The organism is Pseudomonas sp. PGPR N4, assembly GCF_059693665.1.
The window spans coordinates 667,874-681,443 of record NZ_JCAUKV010000002.1; the positions used below are offsets into that span (position 1 = coordinate 667,874).

Genomic DNA, 13,570 nt, shown 5'->3' on the forward strand with positions numbered 1-13,570 from the left:
TTAAATAACCATCAGCGTTTTTTTAACAACCTTTTTGCAGGTGTCCTTATGCGTTTACCTTCCTTGCTTTGCGCGGGCCTGCTGGCCTTGAGCGCTACCTCTGCCTTTGCCGGTGCCACCTTGGACCGCGTCGAGTCGCGCAAGGAAGTCGTCAACGTATTGATGGAGAGCTATCCGCCGTTCTCCTTTTTGAATGACCAGAACCAGCTCGACGGTTTTGACGTCGACGTGGCCAAGGCGGTCGCACAGAAACTCGGGGTCAAGCTGCGCCTGGAAACACCGTCCTGGGACGTGATCGCCGCCGGCCGCTGGAGCGGTCGCTATGACCTGTGCATCTGCTCGATGACGCCGAGCAAGGCCCGCGCTGAAGTGTTCGACTTCCCGGTTGAATACTACGCCTCGCCGGCGGTGATCGTGGTCAATGCCAAGGATGATCGCATTCATTCAGCCAAGGACCTCGAAGGGCGCAAGGTCGGCCTGACCAGCGCCTCCAGCTACGAGAGCTACCTGAACAAAAACCTGGTGATCGAGGGCGCCGAAGAGCAAAAGCTGGAGTACCCTTTCGAGTTCGTCCAGATTGCCCCGTATGACACCGACAACGTCGCTTTCCAGGACCTCGGCCTGGGTGCCGGCGTACGCCTGGATGCCATCCTCACCAACCTGGTGACCGCGCAACCGCGTCTGAATCAGGACAAGCGCTTCAAGCTGGCCGGCGCGCCACTGTATGAAGAGCCCAACTCGGTGGCCATCGAAAAAGGCGACCCGGAGTGGGATGCCAAGGTGCGTCAGGTGTTTGCCGAGCTGAAAGCCGATGGCACGCTGGCCAAGCTGTCACAGAAATGGATCGGCGCTGACATCAGTAAATGAACGCTCATCAACCCGCTCCCAAGCCCGTAGGTAAAACCGCCTTGCGCCTGTTCGGCTTTCGCACACGGCTATACCTGACGTGGCTGGTGTTGCTGCTGCTGTTTGTCGGCTTCTTTCTCAGTTTTGATCTGAATTTCGCGATTATCGTCGACAAGTTCCCCAATCTAGCGGGCTTCAAGCTGGGCCCTAACGGCTTCCTGCAGGGCGCGGCGCTGACGTTGTTCCTGTGCCTGTGCTCGATGCTGGTGTCGGTGCTGTTGGGCTTTGCCGCAGCGCTGGCGCGACTGTCGCCAAGCGCGGTGCTGTTTGGCGTGGCCAGTTTCTACACGTCGTTCTTCCGCGGCACGCCGTTGCTGATCCAGATTCTGCTGATCTACCTCGGCCTGCCGCAGTTGGGGCTGGTGCCGGGGGCGATTGCTGCGGGGATCATCGCCCTGTCGCTGAACTACGGTGCTTACCTGAGCGAGATCTTCCGCGCCGGGATCATCGGCGTAGCGCTCGGCCAACGCCAGGCGGCACTCGCTCTGGGCATGCGTCCGGCAGCGATCTTCTGGCATATCACCTTGCCGCAGGCGATGCGCACGATCATCCCGCCGAGCGCCAACCAGTTCATCTCGATGCTCAAGGATTCGTCGCTGATTTCGGTGATGGGGGTTTGGGAGGTGATGTTTCTGGCGCAGTCGTATGGGCGTTCCAGCTATCGGTATCTGGAGATGCTGACTACAGCGGCGGTGATCTATTGGGTGCTGTCGATCATGCTGGAACTGGTGCAGGCAAGGCTTGAGCGCTACTTCGGCAAAGGCTATCAGCGCTGAGATTGGATAAAAAAAGGGGAGCTATCCGCTCCCCAATGAGGTTAACCGCTTGTAGATGAAGGCCTTGCTCAGCCCTCGATCTCGATCAGAATCTCGCCTGGTGTAACCCGGTCGCCCTTGGCAACATGGATGGCCACAACCTTGCCGGCGATAGGCGCCTGCACTTCGGTCTCCATCTTCATCGCCTCGGTGATCAGCACCGCCTGGCCGGCCTTGACCACATCGCCTTCCTTGACCAGCACATCGACGATATTGCCCGGCATGCTGGTGCTGACATGGCCCGGCCCGCTGGCCTGCTTGCGCTTGCTGCCGCCACCGCCAACGAAGTCGTTGAGCGGCTCGAATACCACTTCCTCCGGCATACCGTCGATCGACAGGTAGAAGTGACGCTTGCCCTCGGCCTTGACGCCGACACCGGTGATGTCGACACGGTAGGTCTCGCCGTGCACGTCGATGACGAACTCGGTAGGCACGCCTTCGCCGCCAGGGGCAGCCACTGCGCCAGCCTCAGGGATTGGCAGGAGCACTTCAGGAGTCAGGGTGCCGGCCGCGCGCTCTTCGAGGAACTTGCGCCCGATGTCCGGGAACATGGCGAAGGTCAGCACGTCTTCTTCGCTTTGCGCCAGGGCACCAATGTCGGCACGCAGCTTGGTCATCTCAGGCTTGAGAAGATCGGCCGGGCGTACGTCGATGACTTCTTCGCTACCGATGGCCTGGCGGCGCAGCTGTTCGTTGACCACACCCGGAGCCTTGCCGTAACCGCCTTGCAGGTACAGTTTGACCTCGTTGGTGATGGTCTTGTAGCGCTCGCCGGCGAGTACGTTGAAGAACGCCTGAGTACCGACGATCTGCGAGGTCGGGGTCACCAGCGGTGGGAAGCCGAGGTCTTCACGAACCCGCGGGATCTCTGCCAGCACTTCGTTCATGCGGTTGAGGGCGCCCTGCTCCTTGAGCTGGTTGGCCAGGTTGGAAATCATCCCGCCAGGGACCTGGTTGACCTGCACACGGGTGTCGACCGCGGTGAATTCGCTCTCGAACTGGTGGTACTTCTTGCGCACGGCATAGAAGTACAGGCCGATTTCCTGCAGCAGTTGCAGGTCCAGGCCAGTGTCGAACTCGCTGCCCTTGAGCGCGGCAACCATCGACTCGGTACCCGGATGGCTGGTGCCCCAGGCGAAGCTGGAGATGGCTGTATCGATATGATCGGCGCCGTTTTCCACGGCCTTGAGCTGGCACATAGCGGCCAAGCCAGCGGTGTCATGGGAGTGGATGAATACCGGCAGCGACTGCTCAGCCTTGAGCGCTTTGACCAGCTCGCCAGTGGCGAACGGCGTCAGCAGGCCGGCCATGTCCTTGATTGCCACCGAGTCACAACCCATGGCTTCCATCTGTTTGGCCTGGGCCACGAATGCGTCGATGGTGTGCACCGGGCTGACGGTGTAGGCAATGGTGCCCTGGGCATGCTTGCCGGCAGCCTTGACCGCTTCGATTGCCACACGCAGGTTACGCACGTCGTTCATGGCGTCGAAGATGCGGAACACGTCGATGCCGTTGACCGCTGCCTTGGCCACGAAGGCCTTGACCACGTCATCGCTGTAATGGCGATAGCCGAGCAGGTTCTGCCCGCGCAGGAGCATCTGCAGGCGGGTGTTGGGCAATGCCGCTCGCAGCTGGCGCAGGCGCTCCCACGGGTCTTCCTTGAGGAAGCGCACGCAGGCGTCGAAGGTTGCGCCGCCCCACACTTCCAGCGACCAGTAGCCGACCTTGTCGAGCTTTTCGCAGATCGGCAGCATGTCTTCGGTGCGCATGCGCGTGGCCAGTAGGGACTGGTGGGCGTCGCGCAGGATTGTGTCGGTTACGTGGATTTTCTTGGACATTGTTGTATTCCTCACAGGCCTGCGTGGGCGGCGATGGCGGCGGCGATGGCCAGGGCCAGCTCTTCGGGTTTGCGCTTGATCGAGTAGTTGGTCAGTTCAGGGTGGCTTTCAACGAAGCTGGTATTGAACTGGCCGCTACGGAATTCCGGGTTACGCAGGATTTCCTGGTAGTACGCGGCGGTGGTCTTGACCCCCTGCAGGCGCATGTCGTCCAGAGCGCGCAGGCCGCGGTCCATGGCTTCTTCCCAGGTCAGTGCCCAGACCACCAGCTTCAGGCACATCGAGTCGTAGTACGGCGGGATGGTGTAGCCGGTGTAGATCGCCGTATCGGTGCGCACGCCCGGGCCGCCCGGGGCGTAGTAACGGGTGATCTTGCCAAAGCTTGGCAGGAAGTTGTTTTTTGGGTCTTCGGCGTTGATGCGGAACTGCAACGCGTAGCCGCGGTGCTGGATGTCTTCCTGCTTGACCGACAGCGGCAGACCGGAGGCGATGCGGATCTGCTCGCGGACCACGTCGATACCGGTGATTTCTTCGGTGATGGTGTGTTCGACCTGGACCCGGGTGTTCATCTCCATGAAGTACACCTCGCCATCGGCGAGCAGAAACTCCACGGTACCGGCGTTCTCGTAGTCGACCGCCTTGGCCGCGCGCACCGCCAGATCGCCAATGTAGGCGCGTTGCTCCGGGGTCAGCTGCGGGCTGGGGGCGATTTCGATGAGTTTCTGGTTGCGGCGCTGGATCGAGCAGTCACGCTCGAACAGGTGCACCACATTGCCAAAGCTGTCGCCGAGGATCTGCGCCTCGATGTGCTTGGGGTTGACGATGCACTTTTCCAGGAATACTTCAGCCGAGCCAAAGGCCTTGGTGGCTTCGGAGATCACCCGGGGAAACGCCTGCTCGAGCTCTTCGCGGCTGTTGCAGCGACGGATACCACGGCCGCCACCACCGGAGGTTGCCTTGAGCATGACCGGGTAGCCAATGCGCTCACCTTCGTTGAGCGCCTCGTGGATATCCGCCACGTTACCCTCGGTGCCGGGGGTGACCGGGACACCGGCCTGGATCATGGTCCGGCGTGCTTCGGTCTTGTCGCCCATGCGCCGAATCACATCCGCCGACGGGCCGATGAACTTGATCCCACGCTCGGCGCAGATCTCCGCCAGCTCAGCGTTCTCGGAGAGAAAACCATAGCCAGGATGCAATGCATCACAGCCGGTCTCGACCGCCAGGTTGACCAACTTGCGCGGGTTCAGGTAGCCAGCCAGTGGCTCGGCACCAATGCTGTGGGCCTCATCTGCACGCTTGACGTGCAGCGCATGGCGGTCGGCGTCGGAATAGATCGCCACCGAACGAATGCCCATTTCAGCGCAGGCACGCACGATCCGAACTGCAATTTCACCCCGGTTGGCGATCAGGATTTTTTTTATCACTGGATTCTTCCCAAAGCCGTTGGAACATACGAGCCGGTTCTACCGCTCGGCGCGGCCAGACGCTGCTGGCCAGTCGCACATTCACCCTAGCGCCAGCGCACGATAAACAAAAATCAATATTTGTTAGGGGCAGCATTAGCAAAAGCTTATAGTTCGGTAACAAGGTTTTGCCAAACGGTGGGTATAAATGCGTAAGTCATTGATGCGTATGACATTGCGTCAGTTGCAGATCTTCAATGAGGTGTGCGATTTGCGCTCTTACAGTCGCGCTGCCGAAGAGATGTCGTTGACGCAACCCGCCGTAAGTCTACAGATCCGCCAGCTGGAAGAGCTGGTTGGCCAGCCGTTGTTCGAGTATGTCGGCAAGAAGCTGTACCTGACCGAAGCCGCCGAGGCGTTGCAGCGCGCCAGCCGCGACATCTTCGGCCGCCTGGAAAACCTCGACATGCAACTGTCGGACATGCAGGGCTCGCTGCAGGGGCAGCTGAAACTGGCCGTCGAGTCCAGTGCCAAGTACTTCGTGCCGCACTTGTTTGCGGCCTTCAAGGAGCGTCACCCCGAGGTCAACCTGACCCTCACCGTGGTCAACCGGGCGCAGGTGATCCGGCGCCTGTCGGACAACCGCGACGACTTGATCATCATGTCGATGGTGCCGCAGGACATGGGCCTTGAGTTTCTGCCGTTTCTGAACAACCCGATCGTTGCCGTGGCACCACCGGATCACCCGCTGTGCAAGCTCGACACGCTGCGCCTGCAAGACCTCGAGCCGCATACCCTGCTGATCCGCGAACAGGGCTCAGGCACGCGCAAGGCCTGCGAAGAATACTTCAAGGACAAGCGCGTGCACTTCACCCAGACCCTCGAGGTAGCCTCGGCAGAAGCGCAGCGCGAGTGTGTCAGCGCCGGCCTCGGCATTGCCCTGCTGACCCGCCATGCGTTGCGCCTGGAACTGGCCACTGGCAGGCTCAAGGAGCTGCCAGTGGAAGAGCTGCCGCTATACCGCAGCTGGTGTGTCGTGCAGGCCAAAGCCAAGCGTCAGTCGCCGGTTGCCCTGGCGTTTCTGGCGTTCATCCGCAGCGAACGTGCGTTGATCAGTGGGCTTGTGGAGCGTTTTTCGGCGACGCCCCCGGCAGTACCTGCCACACCGTGATATCCCTCAGTTCGGAATAATCGGCGATTTCGCGCAACAGTTGCCGTTGCTCGGAATAGCTTTCGATCGCCCGGCGGAATTCCATCCGGCGCTGATCCTTCTGCTGTTGTTTGCGCGCTTTGGCGTTGGGTTGAAACGAGCCATCGAAGTCACGAGTCATGCCTGTCTCCCTGAGCGAGTGCGGGGAGCTTCAGACTGACCGAGCTGGTTTACCGTGAGGTGACAGCTCGATTAACTTTTATGGTCAGTCGTCCATGGCCTTGATCGACTTGGGCGACAGGCGCAGGCTGCGCAAGCTGCGCTTGACGCTCTTGAGGTGGTTGACCAGGCTCGGCCCGCGCGCCATGGCCACGCCCATGGCCAGCACGTCGATCACCACCAGGTGGGCAATCCGCGAGGTCAGCGGGGTGTAGATCTCGGTGTCTTCGTGCACGTCGATGGCCAGATTGACTGTGGATAACTCGGCCAACGGTGTCTGGCTTGGGCACAGGGTGATCAGGTTGGCGCCGCTCTCACGGACCAGATTGGCCGTGATCAGCAAGTCCTTGGAGCGCCCTGACTGCGAGATGCACACCGCCACGTCACCGGGCTTGAGGGTTACCGCCGACATCGCCTGCATGTGCGGGTCGGAATACGCCGCCGCGCTGAGCAGCAGGCGGAAGAACTTGTGCTGGGCGTCGGCCGCGACCGCGCCAGATGCACCAAAGCCGTAGAACTCAACCCGCTGGGCCTGGGCCATGGCTGCCACAGCACGCTGCAAGGCCTCCGGATCGAGCTGCTCGCGCACCTCCATCAGGGTATGCAGGGTGGTGTCGAAAATCTTCAGGCTGTAGTCGGCAACCGAGTCGTCTTCGTGGATCGCGAACTGACCAAAACTGGCGCCAGCAGCCAGGCTCTGCGCCAGTTTCAGCTTCAGATCCTGAAACCCTGAACAGCCAATCGCCCGGCAAAACCTCACTATGGTCGGCTCGCTGATACCGACGTTGTGGGCAAGGTCGGCCATCGAGCTGTGCATGACGGCAGCGGGGTCCAGCAGCACATGGTCGGCTACTTTCAGTTCCGATTTACGCAGCAAGTGGCGCGATTGGGCGATATGGTGCAACAGATTCACGGGCTGGACTCGGTTATGATCGACTGGCCGGGGATGTAGCTTTCTTGTAGTTATACTACATGACCGGCAAAGCGCCCAGTTAAACGAACGTGGAGAGTGGTGGCTTGACGATTCCTTGCGACATTCTGGTCTTTGGCGGCACCGGTGATCTGGCCCTGCACAAACTGCTGCCGGCGCTCTATCACCTGTACCGCGAGGCGCGCCTGCACAATGCCGTACGGATCATCGCGCTGGCACGGCGCAACCTGCACCGCGACGACTTCCTCAAGCTCGCCGAACGCCATTGCCGGGTGCAGATCGCCCGCAACGACTTCGATGAAGAGGTGTGGCGACGCTTCTGCGCGCGGCTCGACTACTTCGCCATGGACGCCTCGCAGAGTGCTGACTTCGGTCGCCTGGCACGCTATCTGGGCGAGCCTGGCGGGCTGACCCGAGTGTTCTATCTGGCCACCGCGCCGCACCTGTTCGTACCGATCGCCACCCACCTGCGCATCGCCGGGTTGGCCGACCACGAAGCGCGCATCGTGCTGGAAAAACCCATCGGCCACTCGCTGCAGTCGGCTACCGCGATCAACCAGGCCATCGGTGAAGTGTTCGCCGAATCGCAGGTGTTTCGCATCGATCACTACCTGGGCAAAGAGACCGTGCAGAACCTGATGGCGCTGCGCTTTGCCAATGCCCTGCTGGAGCCGGTGTGGCGCAATGGCCAGGTCGATCATGTGCAGATCAGCGTGTGTGAAACCCTCGGTGTCGAGAGCCGCGGCGGCTACTACGACCGGGCCGGCGCCACCCGCGACATGCTGCAGAACCACCTGCTGCAGTTGCTCTGTCTGGTCGCCATGGAGCCGCCGGCGCAGTTCGAGGCCGAGGCCGTGCGCGACGAGAAGGTGAAGATTCTGCGCGCGCTCAAGCCCATCAGCGGCCAGGACGTGCAGGACAAGACCGTGCGCGGCCAGTACAGCGCCGGGCATATCGGCGGCCAGGAAGTGCCGGCCTACTATTTCGAGAAAGACGTCGACAACGACAGCGATACCGAGACCTTCGTCGCCGTTCAGGCGCAGATCGACAACTGGCGCTGGGCCGGGGTGCCGTTCTACCTGCGCACCGGCAAGCGCATGGCGCGGCGCTCGTCGCAGATCGTCATCCAGTTCAAGCCGGTGCCGCACGAGCTGTTCAGCGGCGGTCAGGTCAATCAATTGCTGATCCAGCTCCAGCCCGATGAGCGCATCAGCCTGCGCATGATGACCAAGACCCCGGGCAAAGGCATGCGTCTGGAGCCGGTCGAGCTGAACCTCAACCTCGCTCAGGCGTTCGGCCAGACCCGCCGCTGGGAAGCTTACGAGCGCTTGCTGCTGGACGTGCTCGACGGCGACTCGACGCTATTCATGCGCCGCGATGAGGTCGAAGCCGCCTGGGCCTGGATCGACCCGATCCTGCAGGGCTGGGAAGAGCACTTCCAGGCGCCGCGGCCATACCATGCCGGCAGCAATGGGCCAGAGCTGGCCAACAGCTTGCTCAGCCGCCACGGCAGGCACTGGTACAGCTAAGCCTTGGCGGCGGCCGGGTTGCTCAGCAACCCTATAAAGGCTGCCACATCCACCGGCTTGCTGATCAGATAGCCTTGCGCCTCATCACAACCCTGGGCTGTGAGCACGTCCAGTTGCTCCTGGGTCTCGACACCCTCGGCCACGACCTTCAAACCGAGACTATTGGCCATGACGATGATCGCACGGGTGATCGCGGCGTCCTGACTGCCCTCGTGCAGCCCGCTGATGAAGGTCTGATCGATCTTCACGTAGTCCACCGGCAAGCGCTTCAGGTAACTCAGTGATGAATAGCCCGTGCCGAAGTCATCGATCGCCAGTTTGACCCCCAGCGCATGCAGCTGCTCGAAGATGGCGATGATGTGCTCGACGCTATCCAGCAGCTGGCTCTCAGTCAGCTCAAGCTCCAGTTGCTCTGGCGCCAGCCCGGTTTCTTCCAATACCTGGCGCACCAGGCTGACCAGCTTACCTTGGCGCAGCTGATAGACCGACAGGTTGACCGAGACGCGAACCTGCACGCCCTCACGCAGCCACTGGCACGCCTGCCGGCAGGCCTGGCGCAGAACGAACTCGCCCATCGGCGCGATCAACCCGGTTTCTTCGGCCAGGCCAATGAACGCGCTGGGCGGGACCATGCCCAGTTGCGGATGCTGCCACCGCACCAATGCCTCGGCCGCATGCAGCTTGCCGCTGCGCAGGCACAGTTTGGGTTGGTAATAGACGCACAGCTGACCCTCATCGATGGCCTTGCGCAGCTGAATCTCCAGCTGCAGGCGCTCCAGGGTGCTGGCGCGAAGGCTCTCGGTGTAGAACTGGAAGTTGTCACCGCCCAGGTGCTTGGCGTGACGCTTGGCCATGTCCGCCTGGCTGATCAGGGTATTGCCATCGAACGCCGCGTCAGACAACAGGCTAATGCCCACCGAGGCACTGATCACCACCTCATGATCATCCTGGCGCAACGGCACGCGCAGCTTGTCGAGCAAGCGGGTGGTCACCCGGACGAGGCTGGACAGGTTGCTGTAGCCGTCGAACAGCACGGCAAACTCGTCGCCCGACAGGCGCGCCACGGTGTCGGCTTCGGGCACGGCATTGGCGATGCGCTGGGCGATCTTTTTCAGCAACTGGTCGGCCAGCTCGTGGCCGAGGCTTTCATTGAGCAATTTGAAGCGATCAACGTCGATGTGCAGCAAGGCCAGGCTGCGCCCGTTCAGCCGCGCGCGCTGGCCGGCCTCATGTACGCGCAAACGGAACAGCGCCCGGTTGGCCAGGCCGGTCAGCTCGTCATAGTGAGCGAGGTAGCGCAGCCGCTCTTCAGACGCGCGCCGCGCCGACAGATCGGTGAAAAAGCCGACGATATTGTTGAGCTTGCCAGACGCTCCGCGCACGGCGGTGAGTTGCAGCCACTGCGGATACAACTCGCCATTGCGGCGGGCTTCGACCAGCTCGCCCTGCCATTGGCCGTGCTGGGTCAGGGCATGCTCCATGGACTGCTGATAACGTCGGGCGTCGCTGCTGCAGGGCAGCTCGAGCAACTGGCGGGCGAGCAGCTCGGCAATGGAGTAGCCAGTCATCTGGCAGTAGGCCTGGTTGACGGCAAGCAAGGTGAAGTCGGCCGTGAGCACCACGATACCGTCGTTGCAGGCTTCAAATACAGACGACGCCAAGCGTTGCTGTTCTTCAAGCGCCTTTTGCGCGTAGATGCGCTGCAGGTCTTCGTTCAGCGCCTGATTCTGAAAGCGCCGTAACAGGCTGCGATCGACCAATCTATGCACCTGCCAGGCGACCACCATTAGCGCCCCCAGCAGAATCAGCCCCAACCAACCCCAGCCGCGTTGCTGGCCGGCGTCGAAGTAGAACAGGAAGGCAATCGGCGGCAGCAGGCAGGGCAAGGCGAAACTGAGAAACGCCGGCAAGCTGACGGCATAGGACACGCTGGCAGACAACGCCGCTACCCCAAGCAAGCCGAACACCCAGGCCTGCTGGACGAAATTGGCCACCGGCACCAGGGCAATCGCTGCGCTGGCCAGGGTCAGGCCACTGAACGCCGAGCCCAGCAGAAACATCCGCCGCCAGCTCAGGCTGGCCTGGCGCTGGGTCGGTGCGGCGTCGAACGCGGTGACCTGCACCAAGCGCAGCCCCGCCAGCGCCAGCAACCAGATCAGCCAGGTGCCCAGCAGCAGATAGCGTCCAGGGCTCCACAGCAGCCACGCGCAAAGCAGGCCGTTGAACAGCATCAATAGTGTAGGCAGCAGCGAGCCTTGATACAGCAGCCGGGTGCGCTCGATGGAAAGCTGAGTGGCGAATTGCCTGCGCACATTCCTCGACATCTGCGGCAATACGCCGACCGCCGTGCAATCCTGAGTCATGTCATTTTCTTGTTATTGGCTGGCGACAAAAAGTTGCCCGGATCTTACACAAGCGAAGGCGCGGGCCAAACTGCTCTGTGTCATCCAGTGCCCATACCGGCGGATCGACATCACAGAACCGATGAACGGCTGGCGCCTGAGGTGAATATTTATACAGTAGAGATTTGCCCCCTCCCCCCACAGCAACCTAGAATGGCCGGATGCGCACAGACGACCTCTCCCTCCTGCTGAATTCCCTCAACGATGCCCAACGCCAGGCCGTAGCGGCCAAGGTCGGGCGTCAACTGGTGCTTGCTGGCGCCGGTTCCGGTAAAACCCGCGTGCTGGTGCACCGTATCGCCTGGTTGATCCAGGTCGAACAGGCCTCGCCGCACTCGATCCTGTCGGTGACCTTCACCAACAAGGCTGCCGCCGAAATGCGCCAGCGGATCGAGCAACTGATGGGGATCAGCCCCGCCGGCATGTGGGTGGGTACCTTCCACGGCCTAGCCCACCGCTTGTTGCGGGCACACTGGCAGGAAGCCAAGCTGGCGCAGAACTTCCAGATTCTCGACAGCGATGACCAGCAGCGCCTGGTCAAACGGGTGATGCGCGAGCTGGGCCTGGATGAGCAGCGCTGGCCGGTGCGCCAGGCCCAGTGGTTCATCAACGGGCAGAAAGATGAAGGCCTGCGCCCGCAGCACATTCAAGCGGGCGGCGATCTGTTCCTGGCGACCATGCGCAGCGTCTATGAAGCTTACGAGCAAGCTTGCGAACGCGCCGGCGTGATCGACTTCTCCGAACTGCTGCTGCGTGCGCTGGACCTGTGGCGCGACAACCCGGGCCTGCTCGAGCACTACCAGCGGCGCTTCCGCCACCTGTTGGTGGATGAGTTCCAGGACACCAACGCCGTGCAGTACGCCTGGTTGCGCCTGCTCGCCAAAGGCGGCGACAGCCTGATGGCGGTGGGCGACGACGACCAGTCGATCTACGGCTGGCGCGGTGCCAAGATCGAAAACATCCATCAGTACACCGAAGACTTCCCCGACGCCGAGATGATCCGCCTGGAGCAGAACTACCGCTCCACCGGCGGCATCCTCAAGGCCGCCAACGCCCTGATCGCCAACAACACCGACCGTCTCGGCAAAGAGCTGTGGACCGATGTCGGTGAAGGCGAGCCGCTGACCTTGTACGCCGCCTACAACGAGCACGACGAGGCACGTTATGTAGTCGAGTCGATTGAGAGCGTGATCAAGCAAGGCCATGCGCGCAGCGACATCGCCATCCTCTATCGCTCCAACGCCCAATCGCGGGTGCTTGAAGAGGCCCTGCTGCGCGAACGCATCCCTTACCGGATCTACGGCGGCCAACGCTTCTTCGAGCGCGCCGAAATCAAGAACGCCATGGCCTACCTGCGCCTGCTCGAGGGCCGTGGCAACGACGCTGCGCTGGAGCGGGTGATCAACGTGCCACCGCGTGGCATCGGCGAAAAGACGGTTGAAGCGATCCGCGACCACGCTCGCCATGCGCAGCTGTCGATGTGGGAAGCGATGTGCCAGCTGATCGCCGCCAAAGGCCTCAAAGGCCGCGCCGCGAGTGCGCTGGGTGCCTTTATCGAGTTGATCGAAGGGCTGGCGGCCAAAGCCGTCGAAATGCCACTGCACGTCATGACCCAGACCGTCATCGAGCAGTCCGGGCTGATCATCTATCACCAGGAAGAAAAAGGTGAAAAGGGCCAGGCACGGGTAGAAAACCTTGAGGAACTGGTCAGCGCTGCGCGTAACTTCGAAAGCAGCGACGAAGACGCCGACCTGTCGCCGCTGTCGGCCTTCCTCGGCCACGCCTCGCTGGAAGCCGGTGAGTCGCAGGCTGATGAACACGAAGACAGCGTGCAATTGATGACCCTGCACAGCGCCAAGGGCCTGGAATTCCCCTACGTGTTCCTGGTCGGCCTGGAAGAAGGCCTGTTCCCGCACAAGATGAGCCTGGAAGAACCTGGCCGCCTGGCCGAAGAGCGCCGTCTGGCATATGTCGGCATCACCCGGGCCATGCGCCAGCTGTTCATGACCTACGCCGAGACGCGTCGTCTGTATGGCAGCGAGACCTACAACAAGGTCTCGCGCTTCGTCCGCGAAATCCCCGCTGGGCTGGTGCAGGAAGTGCGCCTGTCGAACTCGGTCAGCCGCCCGTTCGGCGGCTCGCAGGCGCCGGCCAGCAATATCTTTGCCAATGCCAACATCCCGCAGACCTCGTTCAACCTTGGCCAGCGCGTGCAGCACTCGGTGTTTGGTGAGGGCGTGATCCTCAACTTCGAGGGCTCTGGCGCCCAGGCACGGGTGCAGGTGAATTTCGCCGAGGGCAGCAAGTGGCTGATGCTCGGTTACGCCAAGCTCGAGGCCATCTAAGCCAACGCGGATGCCTGAGCGGTTGCTGA

General features: G+C 61.8%; 10 protein-coding genes. 5 read left to right on the forward strand and 5 right to left on the reverse strand.

Translation table 11 applies throughout. From position 1 onward, the window contains the following. Window positions 1-48: 48 nt before the first annotated feature. Window positions 49-867, forward strand: a complete 819-nt coding sequence (locus AC58X1_RS12695; RefSeq protein ID WP_101322830.1) for an ABC transporter substrate-binding protein — start codon at window positions 49-51, stop codon at window positions 865-867. Continuing rightward, window positions 864-1,682, forward strand: coding sequence for an amino acid ABC transporter permease (locus tag AC58X1_RS12700; protein ID WP_101322829.1), 819 nt, complete (start codon window positions 864-866; stop codon window positions 1,680-1,682). The genes AC58X1_RS12695 and AC58X1_RS12700 overlap by 4 nt, the downstream gene beginning before the upstream one ends. Before the next feature lie 68 nt (window positions 1,683-1,750). Here AC58X1_RS12700 and oadA read toward each other — a convergent pair whose 3' ends face one another. After that, a complete protein-coding gene (oadA, locus tag AC58X1_RS12705; RefSeq protein ID WP_101322828.1) occupies window positions 1,751-3,559 on the reverse strand; it encodes a sodium-extruding oxaloacetate decarboxylase subunit alpha in 1,809 nt (602 codons plus the stop codon). Between the two features lie 11 nt (window positions 3,560-3,570). Further along, the gene (locus AC58X1_RS12710; protein ID WP_101322827.1) at window positions 3,571-4,986 is read right to left on the reverse strand and encodes an acetyl-CoA carboxylase biotin carboxylase subunit; all 1,416 of its coding nucleotides are present in this window, start codon (window positions 4,984-4,986) and stop codon (window positions 3,571-3,573) included. A 202-nt stretch (window positions 4,987-5,188) separates the two neighbouring features. Between AC58X1_RS12710 and AC58X1_RS12715 the strand changes: the two genes are divergently transcribed. Further along, window positions 5,189-6,136: a LysR family transcriptional regulator gene (locus AC58X1_RS12715; RefSeq protein ID WP_181003831.1), complete on the forward strand. Its 948-nt coding sequence runs from the start codon at window positions 5,189-5,191 to the stop codon at window positions 6,134-6,136. On the opposite strand, the gene AC58X1_RS12720 is transcribed toward AC58X1_RS12715, so the two are convergent. Both AC58X1_RS12720 and hexR read right to left on the reverse strand, forming a co-directional pair. Continuing rightward, a complete protein-coding gene (locus AC58X1_RS12720; protein WP_101322825.1) occupies window positions 6,078-6,296 on the reverse strand; it encodes a PA3496 family putative envelope integrity protein in 219 nt (72 codons plus the stop codon). The genes AC58X1_RS12715 and AC58X1_RS12720 overlap by 59 nt on opposite strands. Window positions 6,297-6,380: 84 nt before the next feature. Beyond that, window positions 6,381-7,247, reverse strand: a complete 867-nt coding sequence (gene hexR / locus AC58X1_RS12725; RefSeq protein ID WP_101322824.1) for a transcriptional regulator HexR — start codon at window positions 7,245-7,247, stop codon at window positions 6,381-6,383. Between the two features lie 104 nt (window positions 7,248-7,351). Here hexR and zwf point away from each other — a divergent pair, with 104 nt between their 5' ends. Beyond that, the gene (gene zwf / locus AC58X1_RS12730) at window positions 7,352-8,794 is read left to right on the forward strand and encodes a glucose-6-phosphate dehydrogenase (protein ID WP_101322823.1); all 1,443 of its coding nucleotides are present in this window, start codon (window positions 7,352-7,354) and stop codon (window positions 8,792-8,794) included. Here the strand turns inward: zwf and AC58X1_RS12735 are convergent. After that, window positions 8,791-11,157, reverse strand: coding sequence for a putative bifunctional diguanylate cyclase/phosphodiesterase (locus AC58X1_RS12735; RefSeq protein WP_497428917.1), 2,367 nt, complete (start codon window positions 11,155-11,157; stop codon window positions 8,791-8,793). The two genes, zwf and AC58X1_RS12735, sit on opposite strands and share 4 nt — an antisense overlap. Window positions 11,158-11,357: 200 nt before the next feature. Here AC58X1_RS12735 and uvrD point away from each other — a divergent pair, with 200 nt between their 5' ends. Further along, window positions 11,358-13,541, forward strand: coding sequence for a DNA helicase II (uvrD, locus tag AC58X1_RS12740; protein ID WP_497428918.1), 2,184 nt, complete (start codon window positions 11,358-11,360; stop codon window positions 13,539-13,541). Window positions 13,542-13,570: the final 29 nt, after the last annotated feature.

Coding starts and splice junctions, on each gene's coding strand:
- AC58X1_RS12695 (WP_101322830.1), top strand. CDS start 49: ATGCGTTTACCTTCCTTGCTTTGCGCGGGCCTGCTGGCCTTGAGCGCT.
- AC58X1_RS12700 (WP_101322829.1), top strand. CDS start 864: ATGAACGCTCATCAACCCGCTCCCAAGCCCGTAGGTAAAACCGCCTTG.
- oadA (WP_101322828.1), bottom strand. CDS start 3,559: ATGTCCAAGAAAATCCACGTAACCGACACAATCCTGCGCGACGCCCAC.
- AC58X1_RS12715 (WP_181003831.1), top strand. CDS start 5,189: ATGCGTATGACATTGCGTCAGTTGCAGATCTTCAATGAGGTGTGCGAT.
- AC58X1_RS12720 (WP_101322825.1), bottom strand. CDS start 6,296: ATGACTCGTGACTTCGATGGCTCGTTTCAACCCAACGCCAAAGCGCGC.
- AC58X1_RS12735 (WP_497428917.1), bottom strand. CDS start 11,157: ATGACTCAGGATTGCACGGCGGTCGGCGTATTGCCGCAGATGTCGAGG.
- uvrD (WP_497428918.1), top strand. CDS start 11,358: ATGCGCACAGACGACCTCTCCCTCCTGCTGAATTCCCTCAACGATGCC.